Origin of the sequence: Demequina sp. B12, from assembly GCF_028823635.1 — a bacterium.
GTDB lineage: Bacteria > Actinomycetota > Actinomycetes > Actinomycetales > Demequinaceae > Demequina.
On record NZ_JAPEHU010000001.1, the window covers coordinates 26713 to 50491 of the forward strand.

The 23779-nt window shown below is 65.6% G+C and carries 21 protein-coding genes; 7 read left to right on the plus strand and 14 right to left on the minus strand.

Annotated features, from left to right (window positions below; all coding sequences use genetic code 11):
- Positions 1–24: 24 nt before the first annotated feature.
- Genes ON058_RS00150 through topA form a run of 3 tightly spaced genes read right to left on the minus strand, consistent with a single transcriptional unit; the run spans position 25 to position 4790 of the window.
- Positions 25–1524, minus strand: a complete 1500-nt coding sequence (locus ON058_RS00150) for a hypothetical protein (RefSeq protein WP_274667011.1) — start codon at positions 1522–1524, stop codon at positions 25–27.
- Entirely contained in the window at positions 1521–2081 is a 561-nt protein-coding gene (locus ON058_RS00155) for a sigma-70 family RNA polymerase sigma factor (RefSeq protein ID WP_274667012.1), read from the minus strand. The genes ON058_RS00150 and ON058_RS00155 overlap by 4 nt, the downstream gene beginning before the upstream one ends.
- A gap of 42 nt (positions 2082–2123) precedes the next feature.
- A complete protein-coding gene (gene topA, locus ON058_RS00160) occupies positions 2124–4790 on the minus strand; it encodes a type I DNA topoisomerase (RefSeq protein WP_274667013.1) in 2667 nt (888 codons plus the stop codon).
- Between the two features lie 159 nt (positions 4791–4949).
- Between topA and ON058_RS00165 the strand changes: the two genes are divergently transcribed.
- Positions 4950–5762 carry an inositol monophosphatase family protein gene (locus ON058_RS00165; RefSeq protein WP_274667014.1) on the plus strand — a complete coding sequence of 271 codons (813 nt, stop codon included), beginning with the start codon at positions 4950–4952 and terminating at the stop codon, positions 5760–5762.
- 31 nt (positions 5763–5793) lie between these two features.
- Here ON058_RS00165 and ON058_RS00170 read toward each other — a convergent pair whose 3' ends face one another.
- The 8 genes from ON058_RS00170 to ON058_RS00205 all read right to left on the minus strand — a co-directional run bounded on the left by ON058_RS00170 (position 5794) and on the right by ON058_RS00205 (position 16042).
- Complete coding sequence (locus ON058_RS00170) at positions 5794–6582, minus strand: anaerobic ribonucleoside-triphosphate reductase activating protein (protein ID WP_274667015.1); 789 nt, start codon at positions 6580–6582, stop codon at positions 5794–5796.
- A gap of 247 nt (positions 6583–6829) precedes the next feature.
- Positions 6830–7444, minus strand: a complete 615-nt coding sequence (locus tag ON058_RS00175) for a hypothetical protein (RefSeq protein WP_274667016.1) — start codon at positions 7442–7444, stop codon at positions 6830–6832.
- Positions 7445–7759: 315 nt separating this feature from the next.
- A complete protein-coding gene (locus ON058_RS00180) occupies positions 7760–9295 on the minus strand; it encodes a methyltransferase (RefSeq protein ID WP_274667017.1) in 1536 nt (511 codons plus the stop codon).
- 132 nt (positions 9296–9427) lie between these two features.
- Entirely contained in the window at positions 9428–10870 is a 1443-nt protein-coding gene (locus ON058_RS00185) for a M20/M25/M40 family metallo-hydrolase (RefSeq protein WP_274667018.1), read from the minus strand.
- The gene (locus ON058_RS00190; RefSeq protein WP_274667019.1) at positions 10867–12339 is read right to left on the minus strand and encodes an MFS transporter; all 1473 of its coding nucleotides are present in this window, start codon (positions 12337–12339) and stop codon (positions 10867–10869) included. Before ON058_RS00190 ends, ON058_RS00185 begins: the two co-directional genes overlap by 4 nt.
- Positions 12340–12479: 140 nt before the next feature.
- Positions 12480–13232, minus strand: coding sequence for a type I 3-dehydroquinate dehydratase (gene aroD / locus ON058_RS00195; protein WP_274667020.1), 753 nt, complete (start codon positions 13230–13232; stop codon positions 12480–12482).
- Positions 13229–13702 carry a hypothetical protein gene (locus ON058_RS00200; protein ID WP_274667021.1) on the minus strand — a complete coding sequence of 158 codons (474 nt, stop codon included), beginning with the start codon at positions 13700–13702 and terminating at the stop codon, positions 13229–13231. Before ON058_RS00200 ends, aroD begins: the two co-directional genes overlap by 4 nt.
- A gap of 42 nt (positions 13703–13744) precedes the next feature.
- Complete coding sequence (locus ON058_RS00205) at positions 13745–16042, minus strand: sodium-translocating pyrophosphatase (RefSeq protein WP_274667022.1); 2298 nt, start codon at positions 16040–16042, stop codon at positions 13745–13747.
- 176 nt (positions 16043–16218) lie between these two features.
- Here ON058_RS00205 and ON058_RS00210 point away from each other — a divergent pair, with 176 nt between their 5' ends.
- The gene (locus ON058_RS00210; RefSeq protein ID WP_274667023.1) at positions 16219–16779 is read left to right on the plus strand and encodes a sigma-70 family RNA polymerase sigma factor; all 561 of its coding nucleotides are present in this window, start codon (positions 16219–16221) and stop codon (positions 16777–16779) included.
- Entirely contained in the window at positions 16776–18596 is a 1821-nt protein-coding gene (locus ON058_RS00215) for a hypothetical protein (protein WP_274667024.1), read from the plus strand. The genes ON058_RS00210 and ON058_RS00215 overlap by 4 nt, the downstream gene beginning before the upstream one ends.
- Here the strand turns inward: ON058_RS00215 and ON058_RS00220 are convergent.
- From ON058_RS00220 to ON058_RS00230, 3 genes are read right to left on the minus strand one after another with little or no spacing between them, the layout of a single operon-like run.
- Entirely contained in the window at positions 18586–18975 is a 390-nt protein-coding gene (locus ON058_RS00220) for a hypothetical protein (RefSeq protein ID WP_274667025.1), read from the minus strand. The two genes, ON058_RS00215 and ON058_RS00220, sit on opposite strands and share 11 nt — an antisense overlap.
- Before the next feature lie 10 nt (positions 18976–18985).
- Positions 18986–19306, minus strand: a complete 321-nt coding sequence (locus ON058_RS00225; protein WP_274667026.1) for a hypothetical protein — start codon at positions 19304–19306, stop codon at positions 18986–18988.
- Positions 19303–19476, minus strand: coding sequence for a DUF4244 domain-containing protein (locus tag ON058_RS00230; RefSeq protein WP_274667027.1), 174 nt, complete (start codon positions 19474–19476; stop codon positions 19303–19305). Before ON058_RS00230 ends, ON058_RS00225 begins: the two co-directional genes overlap by 4 nt.
- Positions 19477–19730: 254 nt before the next feature.
- Here ON058_RS00230 and ON058_RS00235 point away from each other — a divergent pair, with 254 nt between their 5' ends.
- The 4 genes from ON058_RS00235 to ON058_RS00250 are packed head-to-tail and all read left to right on the plus strand — an operon-like array spanning position 19731 to position 23757.
- On the plus strand, positions 19731–21329 hold the full coding sequence (locus tag ON058_RS00235) for an amidohydrolase family protein (RefSeq protein WP_274667028.1): 1599 nt from the start codon (positions 19731–19733) through the stop codon (positions 21327–21329).
- Positions 21326–22057 carry an IclR family transcriptional regulator gene (locus tag ON058_RS00240; protein WP_274667029.1) on the plus strand — a complete coding sequence of 244 codons (732 nt, stop codon included), beginning with the start codon at positions 21326–21328 and terminating at the stop codon, positions 22055–22057. The genes ON058_RS00235 and ON058_RS00240 overlap by 4 nt, the downstream gene beginning before the upstream one ends.
- A 37-nt stretch (positions 22058–22094) precedes the next feature.
- Complete coding sequence (locus ON058_RS00245) at positions 22095–22481, plus strand: RidA family protein (protein WP_274667030.1); 387 nt, start codon at positions 22095–22097, stop codon at positions 22479–22481.
- A gap of 16 nt (positions 22482–22497) precedes the next feature.
- Positions 22498–23757, plus strand: coding sequence for an alanine racemase (locus ON058_RS00250; RefSeq protein WP_274667031.1), 1260 nt, complete (start codon positions 22498–22500; stop codon positions 23755–23757).
- The last annotated feature ends 22 nt before the right edge of the window (positions 23758–23779 follow it).

Sequence of the window (23779 nt, forward strand, 5' to 3'; positions counted from 1 at the left end):
TGTGAGGCAAAGACCAGGATGCCGCTAGTCGATTCGTACGTCGCCTAGGTCCATCCATACGGCAGGGTTGGCATGCGAGACGTCCCAGTAGGTGGTCCAGTCAGATTGTTCGATGAGCGCAGCAGGGTCGGTGGAGGCGGCGATGGCGCGGTAGGTGCCGGGCTCGAGTGTGTCCGTCTGTGTGCATCCAAACCAGTCGCGGAGTTCCCAGGTGGTCGATCCGCTGTCGTTGACGTAGGTGCCATAGGCCCAGCCCGCCGCGTCTCCGTCGGAGTCGACAAAGTACAGGGTGGCCTCCGTGGGCACCGGTTGGTTGCCGTCCGCGAGTACGTCTTGCGCGAGTCCATCGTCGGTCAAAACCGGCTGGAAGTCGTCGCGGCTGAACGATGCCGGAAGGTCGGGGATGTCGACGGCGACAGGGATGACGGGCTGGTCGAGCGGTTTGGCCATCTCGACTCCGCATAGCGGAACGCCGGACAGCCCGGACCCCACGCTGCTGAGTGGCTGGCCGGACGTGTCGAGTGCCGTGACCAGATCCAGGGTTGCCGAGGGGACGGGGGCGATGCGCTCACGCTCGGCACGAATGGCGGTCACCTCATCGTCGGTGACGAGGTCGATGCTGGCACCGTGTCCTGCGGCGACGGCTTGGGGGTAGGTGACGGTGAGTCCGTCGAGTCCGTTGGCGTCCACGTAGGTGGCGAGGGGAACGCCGTGTTCGTCTTTCACTTGGACCAGAGTGTGCATCACGGCGTCTGCTGGTGGAACGAGCGCCTGGGGGTTGGTCTCGTCGGTGGTGCGCAGGCAGTTCGCGGTGTTGATGGTGACCGTCTGGTACCGAGTGGTGGTGTGCGTGTCCGCGTTGTAGCCGCGCCCATCGGTGGCGGGCACGTCGCCCACGATCGGGGTCTGGAACCCATAGAAGTCGCTGACGACTCGGCCGTCTGCCACGAGGAACGCGACTGCGTCGACGGTGTAGTGAGCGTCGCCTGCCCAGGACACTGCAAACTGTGCTCCAAACGCGCCCTCGGCGGAGTCTCCACCGGTTCCAAAGGTCCAGTCGGCGTTCAGACTTTTACCGGGATCGAAGGCCTCCGCATCCCCTTCGGTACCCGGCATTCCCCACTGGTAGTAGGTCGCATCGACTTCGAGCCCCAGGTTGAGGACGTCTTCGGACGCGATAGTCACGCCGGGTTCGGTCCAGGGGACATAGGCCGGCGCGCCCGTACCCACACCCCAACACCCCATGCCTTCGAACCCGTCAGGAACGATGTCCGTCTGGCCGATGCGTGCGGACTTCAGTTCCGCAGCGGGTTCGGGGTGATGGGGCTGGGACAGCCAGGTGCCAGCACCTACCAGGCCGAGCGCAGCAACGACGGCGAGGGCTTGGAGTTGCACGCGGTGGCGCCGTCCGCGGGCGATGCGGCCATGCGCGGCGCGTGCCGCTGCTTGTGGGTCGAGCCGGGCACTCATGGCGGTGCCATGTTCCTGGGCTCGGCTGTGGAGCGAGTCAAAGAGGTCGTTCATCGTGCCTGCCCTCCCTTCACCGGAATGGATTCGGGTTCATCGATGGGGACCCCCAGGAGTGGCGCCAAGGCGGCGCGACCGTCTGCAAGGTACTTCTTGACGGTGCCGGGCGAGAGCTTCATGGCGGCCGCAACGTCATCGACGGTGAGGTCGTCGTAGTACCGCAACGCAACAGCGGTGCGGACTCGGGGTGCGAGCGTGGCCAATGCCCGCGAGACCTCGTCGCGAGCCTCGATCTCAGCCGTGGCATCGGCCATCACCGGGTTGCCAACCACGCGGGTCTTGAGCCTGCCCCAGGTGGTGTCCCGGCGCAGACCATCAATATGCATAGTGCGCATCGTGGCCCGCACATAGCCTTCGGCGGCACCAACATCGGTGAGCCTGCGGCGGCGCACAAACGTCTTGACGAGCGCCGCCTGCACCAGTTCCTCGCCTGCATGTTCGGACCCAGTCAGCGTCCATCCGTAGGACGCGAGGCGCACTCCGGCCACGCGCAACACTTCTGCCACCAGGTCCGCCGATGCCCGGTGCGGATCCGCGTCTATCCCCCTGCTCATACTTCTAGAACGGATAGCAGGACGTCTGGGGTGGGGGTGGTCTTACGACTTCTTCTTGGGCGCAGCCTTGCGAGTCGTGGTCTTCTTTGCCGCGGGCTTGCGGGTGGTGCGCTTCTTGGCGGGCCCCTTGGCGCGCTTGTCCGCGATGAGTTCGAATGCACGCTCCTCAGTCAAAGCATCGACGGCTTCCGACTTGGGGATGGTGGCGTTGACTTCACCGTCAGTGACGTACGGACCAAAGCGGCCGTCCTTCACCACCACGGGCTTGCCGGACACGGGATCGTTGCCGAACTCCTTCAGCGGTGCGGCAGCCTGACGGCCGCGCCCGCGCTTGGGCTGGGCATAGATCGCGAGCGCTTCCTCAAGCGTGATGGTGAGCAGCTGCTCTTCCGACTCGATGGTGCGGGAGTCGGTGCCCTTCTTGAGGTACGGACCGTAGCGACCGTTCTGCGCGGTGATGGGTTCGCCGGACTCAGGGTCCTCCCCCACCACGCGCGGCAGGCTCATGAGTCGCACCGCGTCCTCGAGGGTGACGGTGTCGAGTGACATGGTCTTGAACAGCGACGCGGTCGTGGGCTTGCCCTTGGCGTCTTCCGGCAACTGTTCGGTGACGTAGGGGCCAAAACGGCCAGCCTTCGCCACGATCGTGAAGCCGGACACGGGGTGCTCTCCCAGGATGCGTTCGTCGCCACCTTGGGTGGAGAACAGTTCCTCAGCCTTCGCGGCGGTCAGGTCGCCTGGCGGCAGGTCTTCGGGGATGGAGGCGGTCTGCTTTTCGTCCTCAACCACACGCTCGATGTACGGGCCGTACTTGCCGTTGTGGGCGGTGATGCCTTCACCAATGTTGAATGTGTTGACGGCGCGGGCATCGATCTCGCCCAGGTTGTCGAGCAGTTCTCGCAGGCCCTCCTGCGGCGCGTCTGCGCCACCAAAGTAGAACTCCTGCAGCCAGTCCTTCATGGACCGCTCGCCGGCGGCAATGCGGTCCAGGCCCGCTTCCATCTCGGCAGTGAACCCGTAGTCCACGAGCGTGGGGAAGTGCTGCTCCAGCAGCGCGATGATGTTGAACGCCAACCAGGTGGGCACCAGGACGCGCTTGTCGACCCGCACGTAGCCGCGGTCGATGATCACGTCCACCGTTGACGCATAGGTCGACGGACGGCCCAGCTTGCGGTCTTCCAGTTCCTTGATCATGGCGCCCTGAGTGAAGCGGGGCGGCGGGTTGGTGGTGTGGATCAGAGCGTCGAGGTCTGCCGCGTCCACCGCGTCGCCGGCTGCGACCTGCGGCAAACGCTCGTCGCCGTCGGCGGGCTGCTTGCCTTCTTCATCTTCGTAACGAGCCTTCTCCGTGGACTCAATGTAAAGCGCACGGAAGCCCGGGGAAGTCAGGATGGTGCCGGACTTGGTGAACTCGACCGCATGCCCGCCCGCGGAGGTTGCACCCACAGTGATGGTGGAGGTGGTACCCACGGCATCAGCCATCTGGGAGGCAAGGGTGCGCTTCCAGATCATCTCGTACATACGGAACTCGTCGCCGCCCAACTGGGAGCGCAACGACTGAGGCGTGCGGAAACGGTCACCGGCGGGGCGGATGGCCTCGTGCGCTTCCTGCGCATTCGTGTCACCGGAGGCGTAGACACGCGGCGAGGTAGGCACCGCGTCGGAGCCGAACAACTCGATGGCCTGCGAACGGGCCGCCTTGGTCGCTTCTGCGGACAGAGACGGGGAGTCGGAACGCATATAGGTGATGTAACCCTGCTGGTACAGGGCCTGCGCCACGCCCATCGCCTGCCGGGCACCCAGGCCCAGTTTGCGCGACGCCTCCTGGATCAGGGAGGACGTAATGAACGGCGCTGCAGGACGCTTCTTGTACGGCTTCGAGGTCACGTCGACGACGGAGAAGTCCGCATTCGCGAGGCCCGAGGCAAGCGCACCGGCCTCAGCGGCGGTCACGTGGTGAGCCTTGTCAGTGGTCAACACGCCACGGTCGTCAAAGTCCTTACCCGAGGCCACTCGCTTGCCGTCCACCTTGGCGAGGCGGCCCACAAACGACACCCCAGCATCGGCCCCTGCTGTCGCAGTAAAGCGCGCGGTGAGGTCCCAGTACTCAGCGGACTGGAAGGCCATCCGTTCGCGTTCACGGTCCACCACCAGTCGCAACGCCACCGACTGCACACGGCCAGCGGACGAACCCTGACCCACCTTGCGACGCATCACGTCAGACATATCCCAGCCGTACAACCGGTCCAGGATGCGACGGGTTTCCTGGGCTTCGACCATTTCCATGTCGACTTCCCGGGGCGCTGCCAGCGCGCGTTCGATGCCTTCGCGAGTGATTTCGTGGAACGCGAGGCGCTTCACCGGAACCTTGGGCTTGAGCACTTCCAGCAGGTGCCAGGCGATTGCCTCTCCCTCGCGGTCTTCATCGGTTGCGAGGTAGAGCTCGTCGGCTTCCTTGAGTTTGCGCTTGATATCCGCGACCGTCTTCTTGGCGCGGGGCGACACCTGGTAGTACGGGTCAAAGCCACTGTCGATGTCGACGCCGTACTTGCCGTACGGCCCCTTCTTCACCTCTGCGGACATGTCGCGAGGTTCAGGGATGTCACGGATGTGACCCACCGAGGACACGACCTCATAGTCGCTGCCAAGGTAGCCGCCGATCGTGCCCGCCTTGGTGGGCGACTCGACGATCACAAGCTTGCGGGTCATAGGGGAATCCTGCTTTCAGTGGCGGAGACTGGGTGCGGCCTGCCGTCGGGCCGGAACGCTCACAGAATACATAGGTACGGCTCCTTGTCTATTGGGACTTCGGGGCCGTGAGCATGTGAGGCCGGTTTGCGGCGACGGCTTCCATGACACGATGGAGCCATGACTGCTGATGCCGTTTCCGATGTCATGCGCCGGGTCGCGGACGAGTTGATCCGTCCTCGTTTCCGCACCTTGGCGGAGTCTCAGATCTCCACCAAGGAAGGCCCGAATGACTTGGTGACCATCGCAGATGTCGAAGCGGAACGCGCACTGACGCCATTGCTGCAAGAGATTGAAGACATCCCTGTGGTCGGCGAAGAAGCCACTGCGGACAACCCTGCGCTTCCGGAAGTCCTGGGGACAGCCGATGCTGCCTGGACAGTGGATCCCGTCGACGGCACCTGGAACTTTGCCCACGGCCGCGAAGACTACGCCGTCATGGTGAGTCACGTGGTAGGCGGCGACCTTCACGCGGGATGGATTTTGCACCCGGAGACCGGCAACCTGGTGGACGCCGTGGTGGGGGCCGATGCACGCCTCACCGGAGCGGACGGCGTGACACGAACGCTCGTGGCGCCCAGCGGTGGCGTCCGCAAACTCAGCCAGCTCCGCGGAATGGCCGTGACGCGCTTCATGCCTGACGACTTGCGGGCCAAGGTTGACGTACTCGTGCCGCAGTTGGGGACGCACACGGAGCCGCGCATGTGCGCCGGCTGGGACTACTGGGACCTGCTTCACGGGGACGTGGACTTCCTGCTGTGGTCGCGCGCCAAGCCGTGGGACCACGCGCCCGGCTCCGCGATCTGCACCGCCGCGGGGTTCGAAGCCCGCTACCTCGACACCGGCGAGCCATACCGCCCCGCACTGCCCGGACGTCCCTTCATGGTCGCCAGGCCCGGGGAATGGGACGTGATCGCTGCCGAGCTGCGCTGATCCGCGCTGAGGCCCGCTGTGCCGCTTGTGGCTAGCGGACGTGAAGGCGGTGAAGATCGCCGTGCGTCAACACATCCGTGATGCCACGTTCACCCAGCGCCTCCGCATACTCGGGGTTCGCCAACGCCGCACGAGCCTCCTGCAAGACCACCCGCGTCACCCCCTGTGACGTGAGAGTGTCCACGAGTCCAAGGATCCCGTCGCGGGTGTGAACCGTGGGGTCAACGGTGATGCGCACCTCATAGTCCGTGCCGGAGTCCTTCAAGATGTCGAGCGAACGCCACGCGTGCTCCCCCGCCATTGGCACACCAGTGATCGCGGCGTAGTCGTTAGGCGTGCCCTTGATATCGATCGCCACCCAGTCCACGAGCGGAAGCACCCGCTGCAGGCGGGCCGGGTACGGGCCGGCCGTGTGAAGTCCCGTCTTGTAGCCCATCTCCTTGGTGTGGGCCAGAGCGGACATCAGCATCGACTGACGGGTGGGCTCCCCACCGGAAAACACCACCCCATGGAGAAGTCCCTTGCGGTCCGCCATCCATGCCACGACATCGGCCCACTGCCATGCGGAATCCGATTGAGACGACTGCCAACTGGGGTTAAAGCAGTACGTGCAGCGCCACGAGCACCCCTGGAGGTACACCGTCGCCACCACGTGGCCGGGCCAGTCTGCCGTAGAGAACGGCACGAACTCCGCGACCTCAAGATCATGAGCATTCGCGCCCGCGGGAGGCTCCACCGCCGGGTAGAACGTTGAACCCGTAGACGCGGCAGACACGGGCATGGCGAGAGCGCGCAGGGCGCGGGCGCTGGGCGTAGGCATGGCGAACCTCCGGGAGTGCGGTTCAACCGCGGGGGTTTGTTGGGGACACCCACATGAAACTCCCTGGAAGGCCCGCCATCGCGGGACCCGGGTCCCGAAGACCATGAGACAAAAAACACGTGAGACGTTGCTCACGTCCGGGAACCCGGAATGCACGAAGGCCCGGAGCCACCCCCACGTGGGGGCCGCTCCGGGCCTGTGCGTCACTACAGATCGCGCCGCGCCATCGCCGGCGCCATCTGAAGTGTTAGGCGGTAGCAGTCTCCGCGGGAGCTGCCTTCTTCTTGTCACCTGCGATGACCCACAGGAGGCCAAGGCCGGTACCCACGAGGGTCACACCCAGGCCAGCGGCGATCGCTGCGGTGCCCAGACCCAGGTCCAGCACGTTCGCGGTGACCGAGCCGACGCCCAGTTCAGCAATCAGAGCGTGAGCGGTGGGGCTCCACACCTGTGCACGGGCAGGGCCCTCAAGGGGGTGCATGCGGTCAAAGTCGGCCCAGTACTTGCCGTCGGTCTCAACCTCGTACTCGCCGGCGGCGAAGGTCTCGCCGTTGTACTCGACGTCCTCTTCCAGGACGACCGTGGTGGTGCCGAAGAGCGTGTGGTAGGACACCAGGCCCATCTGGTACATGTACTCGGAACCAGTGTTCACGAGCGGGTCATTGGGGTCCATCTCCGAAGACTTGAGCTGGTAGTTCCAGTCGTTCTCCACGAGGTCCACGATGGCCTGAGCACCTTCAACGGTGCCGCGGTCCACGAGCTCGCCATCCTCGTTGTAGCTGAGGGTCACGTTCTGTTCCGACGAGAACGCCTGAAGCGAGTCTGCGCCAGCCTTGACCTGGAGCGCCGCGAAGGCACCCACACCAATGAATCAGACACCGACAACGGCAAGAACAACGGCCAAGAGACGCAGCCGAGCAATCATTGTTTTCTCCATTCCGGGGGTTGTGTATCCGGTTGTATGAAGGTTCACAGCGACTGAGTCGAAACGGTCGGGACCATGTGCCCACAGCATCGTTCACACAGCCATTTAGCAGGCACTTTAATAGATGCGTGCGCATGTAACAATCAGGTAAAGGTGGCCCATGTGGCGCTATTTGCACACCACTCACACAGGCGCGGGTGAATATTTCGCCAATACCGGACACGGCGCCCAGGGCCTCCCGCCCCGCGCCAGTCAGGCCCGGGTCAGGAACCCGTCACGCACCAGGTCTCGCACCGCCGGCACCAGCCCCGCCACCATCTCCCCAACCGGAACGTCCAACAAGGCAGCCAGCGCATGCGCAATCTGCCCAGCAGTGAGCTCACCGTCACACGCCCCCACCAGCCCCGCGAGCGCGGTGTCCGCCTTGATGGAACGCCCCAATCCCCCGCCCTGGCGGATCAGAATGTGCTCCGGCTCATGCTGCAGCGGACGGCCGTACGTCTCCTTGGTGACATCGCCCGCCACCACATATGCGGCGCTCAGCACTTCGTCGTCCGTGGCACTCGCCAACCAGTCGTGCGCCACGAGCACATCACGGAGATGCGGGCCCAACGGCGACTGCAAAGCCCCCTCGTGCTCCTCCAAGCGGCGCAGGGTGGGCTTGCCCTGCATCGGCCTGCGAAGCATCACCGCCCCAAAGCCGATGCCGCTCACCCCGGCCGCGTCAAACCCCGCCAGATATGCCTCATAGGCGGCATAGAACCGCGACTCGCCACGCTCCCGAGTCACCCCAGCATCACGCAGCCACGTCTCCGCATACTCTGCCGGGTCCAGGACATCGCGCTGAATCACCCACGCATCAAGCTCAACCTCGGACGCCTCCAGCCACTGCTCCCACCGCTCAGTCCAGTCATCCCGGATCAACCAGTTACCCAAGAACTGCGCCACCCCGCCAGGGTTCAGGTGCCTGCCCACCCCGGTCGCGAGCGCCGCCACCACGCCATCCCATTCCAAGCCGCCGTCGCGGTACTCGAACTGCGGCGTCCCAGGCGGACTAATCACGAACGGCGGGTTCGACACCACAAGGTCGAACTGCTCACCCGCGACGGGCTCGAGCAGGCTCCCCTCACGCACGTCCCACTCCCGCTGCCCAGGGCGGTTCAGCGCGTCATTGAACCGAGCAAACGCGAGCGCGCGCGTAGAGATGTCAGTGGCGACCACCTGATCTGCATGCATGGACGCATGCAAGGATTGGATGCCGCACCCCGTACCCAAATCCAACGCGCGAGCAACCGGAGCACGCATCGTGATCGAGGCGAGCGTGCTCGACGCTCCGCCCACACCCAGCACATGATCCTCGTTCACAGCCCGGCCGGTGACGGCCTCACCCTGGTCGTGAGCGACCCACCAGTTCACCTCACCCGCGTCCGTTGCGGCCGCTGTGGGGCGCACCTCGACGAGCGCGCGCACCTGATCGTCGTCCGCGGCACCTTGTGCGGTGAGCAGCCCCGCTTCAACCGCCGCATCCACTCCGAATGCCGGCAGCGCCGCCTGCGCCTGAGCGCGCGTCAGCGTGTCACCAAAGAGGAAGAGCCGGCTGAGCAAAGCATGCCGGTCATTACCAGCGTCCCGCGCCGCAACCCGGCCAGGCAACACCTGCTCGCGTCCGTAGGCACGCATGGCACGCTCACCCACCACGTCCTGCACGGCATCAACCGTCCAGGATTCAAGGTCGGCGCGGAGGGCAGCAACGTCGGAGGTTCTCAAGGTGGGAGGGCGGTGACTCACAGCGTTCAAGGGTAGTCGGCGGCCTGGCGTCACGCCCCGCGAGCCGCGCTGGCGCTTCTGCGTACCGTGCCTGACACACCACGCGCGCCGCACCCGGCGTGTTGCCGCGACTCGCCGGGCCGCACGCCGGGGCTATGTCAGGGACGGCTCGCTTGCGCCCCCGGCAGCGGTCAGTCCTCCAAGAGCGGCGCCGGTCAGCAGCGCGCGGTAGAAGTCCACACCAGGCTCAAGCGCCTCGATCTGGACGTTCTCGTTGGGCCCGTGGATGGCCTCACGCTGGCGCTTGTCCATCGCCAGCGGAGAGAACCGGTACACAGCAGGCGCAATGCGGGCCACGTGGCGTGCATCAGAAGCGGCCATCATCACGTACGGGACGGTCACCGCATCGGGATACGCCTCCCCGACGGCGTCCACGAGCGCTTCCCAACGGGGGTCCCCGATCGTGGGCGACACCGGCGACGGCTCTGAGCCTTCCACCACACTCACCGCGACGCGCTCATCACCGATGACAGACTCCAGGTGAGCCACGGTCGCGGCGACTGTGGAGCCCACCGCAATCCGGCAGTTCAGCACCGCGGTCGCACGCGTGGCCAACACGTTCTGGGCAGGCGATCCGTTCACCATGGTGATCGCCACCGTGGTGCGGACCATCGCTGCGAGCTCGGCACCCAGACGCGGCATCACGCGTGCGAGCGGGCCACGTAGTTTCCGCGCTCGGCCCAGGAGAGCCCGCTTGGGTCCGCGCAGGTGGGGCGCAACTCCTTCGAACATCTCCACGGAGAGGTCATGGAGCCCCACGGGGAACGGATTGCTTTCGACCGCGACGAGCGCCTTCGCCAGAATCCCCGGAGCGGACTGCCGCGGCGGCATGGACGCATGCCCGCCCTGCGACTCGACGCTCAGTTCTGCCGTGAGGACGCCCTTCTCGGATGCGCCGATCACGGCCATCGGGGCGGCCACACCGGGGAAGGCTTCGCTCGCCACAGCACCACCTTCGTCCAGCACCAGCCATGGCTCCACCCCTCGCTCTTCCAGGAGTGCCGTGGCGGCGACCGCAGACGCGCCGTGCTGCTCTTCGTCACCGCCAAAGAGCAACCACACGTCGCGTGCGGGCTCCCACCCTGCGGCGAGTAGTTCCTCAAGAGCCTCCATCAGCACCACGAGCGCGCCTTTGTCGTCCAAGGTGCCACGACCGTGCACGCGGCCGTCGGCGATCACGCCATCGAACGGCGGGTGCTCCCACCCTTCTGCCTTCCAGTCCTGGGGAACGGGCACCACGTCTTGATGTGCCATCAGCACCACAGGCCGCTCCGTCGCCGCACCAGGCAGTCGCATCAACAACCCTGCCCGGCCCACCATCTCGGTTTCAGCAGCGGCGAAGACCGCGGGATAGAACTCGCGCAACAGTGCGCGATGGCGCGCGAACGCTTCCTCTTCCGCCTCCGTCAGCGGCCGCGACGAGTCCGGCGCCACCGTGGGCACCCGGACAAGTGCAGCCAGGTGTTCCGCGACCCGCTGGGCCCGTTCGCTCACCTCGGTGGCGGCATCGGCCTGACGCTTCTTCCGAATGCTCATGACTTCCCTTCCAGTTCCACGCCCGCCTCCGCCACGAGCGCATCACCGCTCGAGGTAAACGCCACCTTAGGCACCACAAACAGGAACAGCGTGGCCACAATCGCGGTACCGCCACAGATGGCCCACACGGTGATGTAGCCGCTGAGCGAACCTGCGTCACTCTCGGAGCCGTCCAGGGCTGTGGTGGCGCCAGTCACCAGCGCGATCGCAAACGCTGACGACGCGAACGCACCGCCAATGGTCTTGGTGGTGTTCGTCAGCCCTGTCGCCACACCTGTGTGCTGAGGCGGGGCTGCCGCCGCCGCGGCAGCGGGCAGTGCAGCCACCAACGCACCCGACCCAAGCCCGGCAATCACCATGCACGTCACCACCGCAGCGACGCCGCCATGGAACGGGATCAGTGCCAGGTACCCCACGGCAACCAGGGCCGATGCGCCTATCAGGACCAGACGGGGCGTCAACTTGGCAGACACCCGCGCGAACAGCCCAGCTCCCACAAGCAACGAGAACACGTAGGCACCGATCACATACGACGCAGTCGCGCTGGTGAGACCGAGGCCGTATCCCACCTCGGTGGGGTCGGTACGGGCGAAGGTCGACAGTGGACCCTGCGCGCCCAACACGCTGACTCCGAACAACGCCGAGGTCACCACCACCGGCCACAACGAGGGGCTGCGCATCATGCTCATGTCGACCAAGGGGTGTTCTGCGCGCTGCTCGACTTTGACGAACACCCACAGCAACAGCACCCCGATCGCCACCATGCCCACGACCCACGTGGTGATGCCGTCCACACGCACCAACGACAGTCCGCCCATCATGGCCAGCAGCGCAATGGTCAGCACCGACGTGCCGAGCGTGTCGATGCTGCCGCCACCGCGCACACCGGTGTCAGGAACCTTGAACAGCACCACCACCAACGCGACCGTGACCATGACGGCGGGGATGAGCAGCGCACCCCACAGCGGCAGGAGCGCACCGGCTTGTCCTCCCAGGAGCGCACCACCGATGGCGCCCGCTTGAAGGGCCACCACGATGACGCCCGCGCCTTTGCGGGTGAGCGCCGCAGAGTTCGGTTGTTGACGCGCCCTGGAGAAGATGATCGCCACGTTGAGCGGCAGCCACACCACGTAGAACCCTTGCAGCGCCCACGCAGCAACGAACAGCGGGAAGGTGGGGGCAAACGCGATGAGGTAGCAGGCGATCATCGTGACGATCAGGGATCCGATGAGCACCTTTCGGTGTCCAATCATGTCTCCCAGCCGTGCCAGCACCGGCACCACAATGGCGCTGAGGAGCAGTTGCGCCGCCTCAAACCAGTTGATGTCGGCATCGTGGATGCCAAGGTTGCGGGCAATATCAGTGAACAGTGGCGTGTAGTAGCCCTGCAGCACTCCAGAGGTTGCTTCGACCACCACAAGAGCACCAACCACGCCTCCCGCGATGGCGGCGCGTGACGTCGTCATCATGGACAGGATTGTGACACTCGCGTGTATCCGCAACGTTTCGAACGCGCGGGCTGGGCGCGTCTGCGTACCGTGCCTGACACGCCACGCGCGCCGCACCCGGAGTGTTGCCGCGACTCGCCGGGCCGCACGCCGGGGCTATGTCAGGGACGGCTCGTGTGCGCTCCCGGCAGGACGGTGCCCATCGCAGCACGCAACGCATTGATCTCCACCTGACCAGGCGCAGAGGCCTGACCCACCATCGCGAAGGTCGCCACAGAGCCGAACACCCCTCCAGCAACGCGAGACACGACGCCCAACTCACCCATGGACATCGTGATGACAGGACCGCCGATGCTGCGGCTGGCACGCTCGGTGGCGTCCAGCAGAGTCACCGCATCCGCAGGGGTGTGGGGCATGACGGCGATCTTGGGGACGTCGGCGCCACGCTCAGCCATGTCTTCCAGCGTGGCAACAATCTCCTCGCGGGCGGGCGTACCGTCAAAGTGGTGACGGGACCCCACGACGTCGACGCCAGAGGCGTGAGCCGCCGCGACCACCGCGTCCGCCGTGGCCCGCGCCATTTCCACGTCGATGAGTGCGGGTCGCATCATCTCCACAACGGTGACAAGAACATCCTGGTAGTAGTCGTTGTCGACGTCCGCGAGGCCACCCTCGGCGGCGGTGCGTAGCGTCACCAGCACCGGAATGTCCCCCGCTGCCTCAGCCACGTCCTGGGCCACCGCCAGGCACCCTTCAAGCGGCACCCCGGCAGCGATCAGCGGATCGATCCGCCACTCGATCACATCCGGGCGCGCGGCCACGACCAGCGCGCAATGCTCGGCCACTTCCCCGGCAGAAGCACCCAGGACGGGAACGATCACCGCCGGGGACTCAGCGCTCCACGCGAGCGTCATGCCGCACTCTCCACGGCAATCTCCACGGAGTCCTGCATGGCACGGATCTGCGGCGCACGGTCGCTTTCGACCGCGGCGGGGCAGGTGCCCATGAGTTGCACCAAGTCCCGCGTCTCACCTTGTTCCACCAGGATGTACCGCACCACTTGGCAGTAGCCCTTGCGAGTGACGGGGTGCTTGACCTGGGCCTCCAGGTCGAAGGTTGCCCGGCCGCCAATCTGTGTCTGTTCCCGGCGGGTTTCCTTGAATCCGGGGAGCTTCGCGAAGGTCGCGGCGATCTGCTTGGCGGCGTCGTCGAGCGACTCGGTGGGCCGCAGCCGGGTCACCAGGACTTCCAGCTTGCCGCCGTCGGCGTGTTCGAACGTCATCGCAGGACCCAAGCCAGGCTTGGCCTCCCAGCCGTCGGGCACGTCGAGTGCCACGCTTGGAGGTCCAGCGAATACGGGGCCGGGGTAGGTGAACTGCGTCATGCGCCCATGATGCCGTACCGGTCCTTCACCACGGGTCAATGCTCACGGGCGTTCCGCTGCCACGGGCTCCGTTTCCGTCTCGTCCTCGATGCCGGCAGCGTGTGCTCGGTGGGAGGACATCGCTACGGTCACGATGGCAACCGCTGCGGCAATGCCCGCTACCGTCCACCGGATCACGGGGTTGGCGTCGTTGCCGTACGTCACGAGCACGACGGCCGGGGCGATGAGCAGGGCCACCAGGTTCATGACCTTGATCAGCGGGTTGATGGCGGGACCGGCGGTGTCTTTGAAGGGGTCACCGATGGTGTCGCCGATGACTGTCGCTTCGTGGGCCGGTGAGTTCTTGCCGCCGTGGTGGCCGTCTTCGACGATCTTCTTGGCGTTGTCCCAGGATCCGCCAGAGTTGGCCAGGAACACGGCCATCAGTACACCTGTGCCAATGGCTCCGGCCAGGAATCCGGCGAGCGCGCCCGGCCCCAAAGCGAATCCCACGAACACTGGAGCCATTGCGGCGAGCAGTCCCGGGGTGGCGAGTTCTCGCAGCGAGTCGCGGGTGCAGATGTCGACCACGCGGCCGTACTCGGGCCGGGTTTCGCCGGTCATGATGCCGGGAAGTTCGCGGAACTGGCGGCGAACCTCGAGGACGATGGCGCCGGCGGCTCGCGTGACGGCGTCAATGGCTAGTCCGGAGAACAAGAACACCGTGGCGCCGCCGATGATGATGCCCACGAGCGTGAGCGGGTTGATGACCTCGTAGGAGAAGTCCGCCATGGTCTCGCCGGCATCGGCCAGCGCCTGGGTGACGGCATCCGAGTACGAGCCGAACAGCGCGGTCGCTGCCAACACCGCGGTCGCAATCGCAATGCCTTTGGTGATGGCTTTGGTGGTGTTTCCTACGGCGTCCAGGTCGGTGAGGATTTGCGCGGCCTCCTCATCGACTTCCCCGCTCATCTCGGCAATGCCTTGGGCGTTGTCTGACACCGGCCCGAACGTGTCCATCGCCACGATCACGCCCACCGTGGTCAGCAGACCACACCCCGCGAGCGCGACCAGGAACAGCGCCATCGCGACCGAACCACCGGCCACGAAGAACAGCACCACCACGGCACCAGCAATCACAGTTGCGGTGTAGACCGCGGACTCCAGACCCACGCCGATGCCGGACAGCACCACCGTGGCCGCTCCAGTGCGGGAGGTGGCCGCCACGCGGCGGGTGGGTTTCTTGGCAGTGTCGGTGAAGAAACCGGTGAGCCACAGGATCAGCCCTGCCAGGCCGATGCCGACGAACACCGCCACCGTTGCCATGATGCGCGGGTCGCCGGACTCGTCGGCGATCGTGGACCCCGTGAACTCAGAGAACGAGGAGGGCAGGTACGCGAAGGCGGCGATGGCGGAGAGCACCGCGCCGATGGCGGCCGCGGTGTAGAAGCCACGGTTGATCGCTTTCAGCCCGGGCTCTCCCTTGCGCACCTTGGTAATGAACACCCCAACTGCAGCGACGAACGCTCCGACCGCGGTCACGATCAGGGGGAACACTAAGCCCTGCTCGCCCATGGCGGCCTTGCCCAGAATCAGTGCGGCCACCAGGGTCACGGCGTAGGACTCGAACAGGTCGGCAGCCATGCCGGCGCAGTCGCCCACGTTGTCGCCTACGTTGTCGGCGATTGTTGCCGCATTGCGGGGATCGTCTTCAGGAATGTGTTGCTCGACTTTGCCTACCAAGTCAGCCCCTACATCGGCCGCTTTGGTGAAGATGCCGCCGCCTACACGCATAAACATCGCAAGCAGTGCGGCCCCGAAGCCGAATCCCTCCAACACGGCGGCCGCGTCGCCACGGAAAATCAGCACCACCGATGCGGCACCCACAAGGCCCATTCCCACCACTGACATGCCCACGGCACCTCCGGTCCGGAACGCGATCCGGGCGCCTTCGGCACGGCCGTCAGGCTTGGTGGCGGCTGCCGCCACACGGACATTGGCGCGCACCGCGAGCCACATTCCCATGTAGCCAATGGCGGCGGAGAACCCGGCCCCTAACAGGAAGAACAGGGATCGCCCCACTCGCACGCCGGCATCACCGGGCAGGAGGAACAGCAGGCAGAACACCACCGCAGCGAACAACACCAGGGTGCGGAACTGTCTGCTCAGGTACGCGGACGCGCCCTCTTGAACAGCACCCGCGATGTCTCTCATGCGTTCAGTGCCATCGGCGGCTTTCAGCACTTGCTGTCGCAACACGTATGAGAAAACTAAGGCCGCCACGGCGATCGCGGCGATCACGCCCACGATGACCAGGTTGCTCTGGCCAACCTCAACGTCAGTACCCACTAATGTGCGCATTCGTCCTCCCTGACGAAGCTCACGGGCTTGCACCACGCTGTGCAACCCTCCTGGTTATGCCGTCACTCTAGGGGACGATGGGGAACGCGGCGAGGTATGACCCAACGTTTTCCCCACCTCGTGCGTCGACATTGCGAATCAACCAGTAGTGCTGATCATCGTGGCGGAGGAACCTGATGGCTCGTGGGAGAGACGCTCAGTGGCGAGACACCATGGAGCAGTTGGTGCGGGATCGAGAACGCGCCCTGCTGTCATATGCCTACCTGGTGTGCGGCAACCCTGTGCAAGCGCAGGACCTTGTTCAGGATGCGTTAGTGCGGACGTTTAGCCGCGAACGCCCTGGACTGACGGTCACCAAGGCTGAGGGCTATGTCCGGCGGGCCATTACTTCCACCTACATCGATGGCTACCGCCGCACCCAGCGTTGGCAGCGTGTCCAGCACCTGTTCCGTCCTGAGGAGACCACGCCTGACCGGTTTGGGGAAGTGGAAGCGGGGTCCGATGTGGCGACGGCGCTCGCGACGTTGCCGCCCCGGGTCCGCGCGTGTGTGGTGTTGAGGTTTTTTGATGACCTCACCGTCCCGCAGATCGCCCGCCAACTGGGGCTGGCCGACGGATCAGTGAAGCGCTACTTGAGTGATGGCCTAAGTCAGCTGGAGCTGGCATTGGGTCCCTTGGAAGACGCTCACGCAGACCAGGACGACTGGGCTGACGTGGTGGGAAGGAGTCAGTCATGAGGCTGTCAGATGCTTTGCGGTCCACCGCTGACCGTGCGCCTATTGATGGGGTGCAGGTCAATACGGCCGATGCCGCGGCCAGGGCGGTGCGTAGCCGCAGGCTTCATGCTGCGGCCAATGGCACGGTGGGCGTGGGCGCGGTCGCGGTCTTGGGTTTGGGCTTGTGGGGCGTGGCTCCCACGTCGTCGTCCATGTCTGATGAAGCGATGGCGACGGCGGACTCCGCACTGGACACGGCGGCGGAGGAAAGCTGGGATGCGACTGCGGGTGAGGAGTCCATGGACTTGTACTCCGCAGACGGTGACACCAGGTTGGCTGAGCAGTGGGTGTGCGGCAGCGACTTTGATCCTGCGGACGGCGCCTGGACGTATGGCGATACCTCCGGGGTGACGTTTGAGGCAGGGGCGATTGAGACTGACGGTGGCGAGTACACCGTGCCTGTCACCATCACCGCGTCCCAGCCGGTGGACCTGATCGCTGGCGCCGACTACATCATTACGTGGGACGGCCTGGTGGTGGGCAGCATGGTGCAGCCCTCGCCGTTGGCTTTCGGACCGGCCGATGAGCCGTACCTCCCAGACGGCAGCGTCTTTGAGCGTTTGGACCCTGCCACCGAGTTTTCGTCACTGGAGTCGTGGCAGCTCATCACCCCGGTGAACTGCTGGGATGGGGCTGCACTACCCGCCGGCACATATGAGGTTCACGTGGCTCAAACGCTGGCGTACCCCGACGATCAGGCCAACACGCTTGAGCCCAGTGTGGATGAGCCGTCGCCTGCAGAGACCATTGAGCCGATGGGCGAGGCCGCGGGCGAGGGAACGGATGCTGCGCTTCCGGCACCAAGTCTGGGCTGGGAGGTCTTCCGTGTGGCGGCAGACCCGGTGGAGCTCACCATTGAGGGTGAAAAAGTTGACGATCCCTTTGGCGAGTATCTGACCCCGGTTGAGCCGCTCCCCGGCCCCACGGAGGAGCCGGGCGTAGACCCGAGCGTGGATCCGGTCCCCTTGCCTGAACCTACGCACACCGCGTTGCCTGAGGGTGCTCTCACCCCGGAGATTGTGCGCGAGATGTATGCGGCGTCGGAGGCTGGCGCGTGGGATATGGCGTCTGGAACGTCCCGGTGGGTCATCAACAATCCTTCTGAGAACCAGTACGTCTCGTATGGCTGTGCGTGGGGCGATGACAGGTTTGCGACGTTCCCTGCGACCAGTTCCACCATGGAGTTGCTGGAGATCGACGTCAACGCGCCATCCACTGTTGCGGTGAGTTACGGGTTCATGGTGGACGGCAACCCGAGCGTGACGGCATCCGTCACCAATGTTTCGCCGTACGACCTGTATGACTTCTGGGGTGCGCAACCCACGCTGCATTTGGTGCGTAACGGTGTCGTGGTGGCCGAAGGCTGGTTGACCGATGTGGGCGGCCGTGGTTCAGGTGGAACGGCCGCGGGCATGCCGGAGATCACCATCTGGCCCGGCCCCGAAGGTTCGGTACTTGACGCCGGCGGCACTGTGAAGGGTCAGTATGTGTGGCGTGACGTGAGCCGGTGCGACTCCGCGGACTCGGGCGATGTGGAGCCAGGGTTCTACACCCTGCTGGCGTCCACTGCAGTGAGCGTGTCGAACACTCCGCCGATGGTGGCGTATGACATGCCCATGGAGGACGGCTTGGTCAGCCCCCTGGAGGACCTTGCCCGAACGTCGGAGGCGGTTAAGCCGCTACCGATCGACGGAGACGACGTTGCGTCACCCGAGGTGTACGACTGGGTAGAGCTGCAGATGTGGACATCATTGGGAACCATCACTGTCAGCCAGTAGGTCCTCGTGACGTGCCCGACCATTGGGGGCCGGCCTTCGCTTGCGCACTAGCGGAGGTGAGGCCGGCCCCCGCGGTCACGCTCACAGTCGCGACCGCACCCTCCACCACACAGCCCGTCACGACCACCCCATTCAGGCGTGCCGCCTCATGAGCCGCAGCGCACGCCACCCCCTGTGCGGGCTGCGCTAGTGCCCAGGCATCACGCGCCACCAACGCCGCTGCGAGCGCAGCATGATCGGCACCGGCCCGTGCGAGCGAGCGTGACGACAACCCCTGAGCGGCACCCACGATCACTGCCACAAGCGCCATCACCGCGACCAGCACCCCCACCATCGCGACCGCGGCAGCACCACGGTCATCAGCGCGCGGCCCGCTCATCGCACCGGCTTCATTGTTCAGTCCTTGCCGTGACCACAGCCGTGGCAGCGGGCAACCATGGCGCACCATCGAGCGTCACGGTTGCCCGCACCCACGGAGCGGTATGGGAAAAGGTCACCGAGGCATCGGCCCGTGCCTGTGCCACGGCGGCTTCAGCCGCACCTGTGCCCTCCACAGCCGCAGTCCTAGCCGCGAGCGCAGCAAGATCCTGCGCCGCCAGGCGATGACCGGCCCATCCCAACGCCGCGAACACCAGCCCCACCACCAACACCACGGCAGGAAGCACCAAGGCAAACTCGGCGGTCACGGACCCGCGCTCGCGGTCACTCATCCGAAGGCCGACTGGATGATGCCCAGCAAGAGACCGCGGACCTCGTCTGACTTGATGATGGCGATCAGCAAACCCGCGAAGGCAGCTGCTGCGACGGTGACGAGCGCGTACTCCGTGGTGGCCATGCCGTCGTCTTCGCGCATGGCAATGGCCCGGCGCACTTTGTTCATGGACAACTCCTGTTCATGGTGACTCCCTGGTGATGCTGATTCCTTGGTTGACGGGCGGACTTTCCGGCCGTGTCACCACTGTCGCCGCGGGTCTCAGCGTGGCGCTGGCCCCGCGGAGAATCTGTGGACATACTGGACATTCCGCTCGGCTTGGGGATGGGTGGAAACGGGTTTGGCTCATCGGCCCTCCGCGGGATACTGTTGCAGCGTGCGATGGACGCACAGGCTGTGCATATGTTGCAACAGGAGGCGTGATGGCTCACCGACGCATCGTTCTACGAGGCGGAACAGTCATCGACGGACTACGCCAAGGCACCCGCTCAGCAGACGTCGCCATCGAAGGCGAACGCATCACCAGCGTCGGCAACGTCGACGAACACTCCCGCGACACCGTCATCGACTGCACCGGCCGGCTCATCATGCCGGGCTTCATCGACGCCCACGCCCACCTCGAAGGCGCCATCTTCGACCCCCAGGTCCAACACGCCATGCTCCGCCAAGGCGTCACCTCCGTCATCACCGGGCAAGACGGCGTCTCCTACGCCCCCGGCAACACCGCCTGGGCCTCGCGCTACTTCGCCGCCATCAACGGCGACCACCCCACCCTCGCCACACCAGAAGAAGACGCCCCCGGCCTCCGCGTCCGCGACGTCCTCGCCAGCTACGACGGCACCACCGCAGTCAACGTGGGCTACCTCGTCCCCGTAGGAAACGTCCGCCACGCCGTCATGGGCATGGACACCGGCCGCGCCTCCGCCAAACAACTCAGCACCATGAAACGCATGGTCAAAGAAGGCCTCAGCGACGGCGCACTCGGCATGTCCACTGGACTGGACTACGTCCCCGGCCTCTACGCCGACGCAGAAGAAATCGCCCGCCTATGCGAACCCGTCGCCGCAGCAGGAGCCGTCTACGTCACCCACATGCGCGGCGGCTACGAAGCCAACTCGGAGTTCGGCGTCCGCGAAATCGCGCGCATCCTGGAACGCACCGGCGTCCGCGGACACATCTCCCACTTCCACGTCGAAGCCGCAGAAGGCCGCCGCCTCCTCAACACCCTCGCCACCGCAGGACACGACGTCACCTTCGACATGTACCCCTACACCCGGGGCTGCACCCTCCTAGCCATGGCACTGCTGCCACCCGAATACAGCGCCCTCGACGTCAACGAAGCCGTCGAACGCCTCAAGCGCCTACCCGAACGCCAACGACTCCAAAGCGAATGGTTCCCCCAAGTCGCCCAAAAAGCGAGCCTCGGCCCCGCCTGGCCGTCCATGATCACCATCGCCCACGCCCCCCACCTGGACTGGATGTGGACCGAAGGCCTCACCCTCGAAGAAGTCGCACGCCGCATCGGATCCACCGTCGTCGACACCGTGCTCGATCTCCTCATCGAACTCCGCCTCGAAGTCAGCGCAGTCATGGCCGTCCGCGACCAACGCCCCGACTCCGACCTCGCCAAGCTCTTCTCCCACGACGCGTTCATGGGTGGCTCCGACGGTATCGTCCTGGGCGGCTCACCCCACCCCCGCGCCTTCGGAGCCTTCGCCCGCTTCCTGTCCACCTTCGTGGGCCGCTCCTTCACGTGGGCCGGGGCCGCCATGCACCTCTCCGGACGCCCGGCACAACGCTTTGGACTCGGAGACCGCGGCGCCATCCGGCCCGGCTGGATCGCGGACATCGCCGTCGTCGACCCGTCCGCAGTCAGGGACGAAGCCACCTACGACAACCCCCGACGCACCGCCTGCGGCATCAACGATGTTCTGGTCGCAGGCGACCCCGTCCTCGCCGACGGCGAACTCACCGGCAGCCTCTCCGGACGCGGCCTGCGCAGAACAGGAGCAGCGCGATGACTCAAAGCGTCACCCGGGGCGCAGAGATCCTCACCCGCCTCGCAGACGGACCCCAGCCCATCACCACGCTCGCCGAGGACTTTGGAGTCCACCGCACCACCATGTACCGCGAACTCCGTTCCCTCGAAGAAGCGGGACTCCTACGCCGCGACGCCCGCGGCGACTACCGGCTCGGCGTGCGCCTCATATCCCTGGCCCAAGCAGCGCTCGACCAAATCGACCTGCGCGACACCGCCCGCCCCATCATCGACGCCCTGCACCACAAAGTAGGCGGCACCGTCCACCTCGCGGCACTCATCGACAACGCCATTGTGTACGTCGACAAACGCGAAGACCCCCGCGGCATCCGCCTCTACTCCCAAGTAGGACGCGCCGTCATCCCCTACTGCACCGCATCGGGCAAAGCAGTCCTATCCCGACTGGACCCCTTGTCACGCGACAAAATCCTCGAAGACGTCACGTGGAAGACCTACACCCCCACCACCATCACGTCACGCCGCAAACTCGACGAACAACTCACCACCATCGCCCAGCAGGGCTACGCCATCGACGACGGCGAGTTCGAGTCCTTTGTCCGCTGCCAAGCCGTCCCCATCATCGCGTCCCACGGCGTCGTCGGCGCGGTCTCCATGACCTCGCTACGCGACGTCGACGGAGCCGATGCCCTTGCCCGCCACCGTCCATCCCTCACCGCCGCTGCCACCCGCATCGCGCAAGCCCTGGGATAACCACTCACCCCTCGCACACACATCTAGGAGGAAACACATGGCTAAGAAAGCCGTCCTGATCGAAAACGCCCCCAAGCCTGCAGGCCCCTACAGCCACGGCGTCGTTGCTGGAGGATTCCTGTACACCGCAGGCTTTGGCCCGCAGGACCCCGCCACCGGCGAAGTCGTTCCCGGCGGTGTCTACGAGCAGACCCACCAGGTCCTCACCAACGTCGAAGCAGTGCTGGCCGCCCACGGCGCCACCCTCGACGACGTCGTGAAGGTCACCACCCACCTGGAGCGTCTGGACCGTGACTTCGCGGAGTACAACCGCGCCTACGGCGAGCGCTTCAACGAGCCCTACCCGGTGCGCACCACCGTGGGCTCCGATCTGGCCAACATCCTGGTCGAGATCGACGTGGTCGCCTACATCGGCGACAAGTAAGACGAGCAGCGGCACCATGACACTCGCTGACAGGGCACGCGTGCTAGGCGACGACAAGTCGCTACCCGCGTGGGCCGTGGGTCTCAACGTCGAGGACGTGCTCACACGGCTCCCCCGCGTCAACGAGTTCTGGACGCCGTTGCTGCTGGTCGACCGCCAGCGACTGACACACAACATCGGCTTCCTGGCCACCTGGGCGATCGAGCGGGGCTTGGAGCACATGCCTCACGGCAAGACGTCCATGTCGCCCGAGTTGTGGCGCGAGCAGATCGATGCCGGGGCGAGCGGGATCACGGTAGCTACGCCGTGGCAGGCCCGCATCGCCGTGGAGTCCGGCATCAGCACGGTCATGCTTGCCAATCAGGTTGCCGATCCGCACACCGCTCAGTGGCTGGCAGGTCACCAGGGCGAGTCGACCCAGGTGATGTCCTGGGTCGACTCGCCAACCAGCGTCGAGTTGCTTGGCGCGGCAGGGGTTGCCGCGTCCGGTGAGGTTCCCGTGCTGGTGGAGTTGGGACGTCCCGGCGGCCGCACCGGAACACGAACCATGGCCGATGCGCGCTCCCTGATACGCCTGGTGCATGACACCCCGGGCGTGAAACTCGCAGGGATTGCGGGCTACGAAGGTGCCATCACTCACGGGCGTGGGGCCGATGCCCTGGCAACCGTCCGTACCTATGTGACGGACCTAGTGGACTTGGCGATTGAGGCGCGCGTAGGCAACGAGGCGCTGATCGTCACCGCAGGAGGTTCTGCCTACCCCGACGCGGTGGCCGATGCGCTAGAACCGGCCGTCGCTGCGGGCATGCGGGGTGTGGTGCGCTGCGGCGCTTACGTTCTTCATGACGAAGGCCACTACCTCGACGTTTCTCCCTTTGACCACACCCGGTGGCAAGGCGGGCTGGTGCCTGCGGCACGCGCACTTGCCCGCGTGGTCTCGGCTCCTGAGCCGGGCCTGGTGCTCCTGGATGCAGGCAAACGCGATCTTCCCTACGACGAGGGCCTTCCCGTTCCCGTGGCGGCGTTCTCGACTCAGGGCGCTCGCGGTGACGGTGGTGGCGAGCTTCCGCTGCCGGACGCCCACGTGGATGCCATGAACGATCAACACACATTCGTACGGACGGGCAGTGCGGATCTCACCGTGGGCGATGTGGTCGTGTTGGGCCTTTCCCACCCGTGCACCATGGCCGACAAGTGGCGCCTCATCCCCGTCGTGGACTCCTTCGACGCTGGGCTTGAGGCCACCGTGGTGGACTTCATCGAGACCCGGTTCTGACTGACGTTCCGAACCACGTTCT

What these genes read in the sequence shown, in the direction of transcription:
- ON058_RS00185 (WP_274667018.1), bottom strand. Translation starts at nt 10,870, where the DNA reads ATGAGCATTCGGAAGAAGCGTCAGGCCGATGCCGCCACCGAGGTGAGC.
- ON058_RS00210 (WP_274667023.1), top strand. Translation starts at nt 16,219, where the DNA reads ATGGCTCGTGGGAGAGACGCTCAGTGGCGAGACACCATGGAGCAGTTG.
- aroD (WP_274667020.1), bottom strand. Translation starts at nt 13,232, where the DNA reads ATGACGCTCGCGTGGAGCGCTGAGTCCCCGGCGGTGATCGTTCCCGTC.
- ON058_RS00155 (WP_274667012.1), bottom strand. Translation starts at nt 2,081, where the DNA reads ATGAGCAGGGGGATAGACGCGGATCCGCACCGGGCATCGGCGGACCTG.
- ON058_RS00205 (WP_274667022.1), bottom strand. Translation starts at nt 16,042, where the DNA reads ATGCGCACATTAGTGGGTACTGACGTTGAGGTTGGCCAGAGCAACCTG.
- ON058_RS00200 (WP_274667021.1), bottom strand. Translation starts at nt 13,702, where the DNA reads ATGACGCAGTTCACCTACCCCGGCCCCGTATTCGCTGGACCTCCAAGC.
- ON058_RS00170 (WP_274667015.1), bottom strand. Translation starts at nt 6,582, where the DNA reads ATGCCTACGCCCAGCGCCCGCGCCCTGCGCGCTCTCGCCATGCCCGTG.
- topA (WP_274667013.1), bottom strand. Translation starts at nt 4,790, where the DNA reads ATGACCCGCAAGCTTGTGATCGTCGAGTCGCCCACCAAGGCGGGCACG.
- ON058_RS00250 (WP_274667031.1), top strand. Translation starts at nt 22,498, where the DNA reads ATGACACTCGCTGACAGGGCACGCGTGCTAGGCGACGACAAGTCGCTA.
- ON058_RS00220 (WP_274667025.1), bottom strand. Translation starts at nt 18,975, where the DNA reads ATGAGCGGGCCGCGCGCTGATGACCGTGGTGCTGCCGCGGTCGCGATG.
- ON058_RS00225 (WP_274667026.1), bottom strand. Translation starts at nt 19,306, where the DNA reads ATGAGTGACCGCGAGCGCGGGTCCGTGACCGCCGAGTTTGCCTTGGTG.
- ON058_RS00230 (WP_274667027.1), bottom strand. Translation starts at nt 19,476, where the DNA reads ATGAACAAAGTGCGCCGGGCCATTGCCATGCGCGAAGACGACGGCATG.
- ON058_RS00235 (WP_274667028.1), top strand. Translation starts at nt 19,731, where the DNA reads ATGGCTCACCGACGCATCGTTCTACGAGGCGGAACAGTCATCGACGGA.
- ON058_RS00190 (WP_274667019.1), bottom strand. Translation starts at nt 12,339, where the DNA reads ATGATGACGACGTCACGCGCCGCCATCGCGGGAGGCGTGGTTGGTGCT.
- ON058_RS00165 (WP_274667014.1), top strand. Translation starts at nt 4,950, where the DNA reads ATGACTGCTGATGCCGTTTCCGATGTCATGCGCCGGGTCGCGGACGAG.
- ON058_RS00245 (WP_274667030.1), top strand. Translation starts at nt 22,095, where the DNA reads ATGGCTAAGAAAGCCGTCCTGATCGAAAACGCCCCCAAGCCTGCAGGC.
- ON058_RS00215 (WP_274667024.1), top strand. Translation starts at nt 16,776, where the DNA reads ATGAGGCTGTCAGATGCTTTGCGGTCCACCGCTGACCGTGCGCCTATT.
- ON058_RS00240 (WP_274667029.1), top strand. Translation starts at nt 21,326, where the DNA reads ATGACTCAAAGCGTCACCCGGGGCGCAGAGATCCTCACCCGCCTCGCA.
- ON058_RS00150 (WP_274667011.1), bottom strand. Translation starts at nt 1,524, where the DNA reads ATGAACGACCTCTTTGACTCGCTCCACAGCCGAGCCCAGGAACATGGC.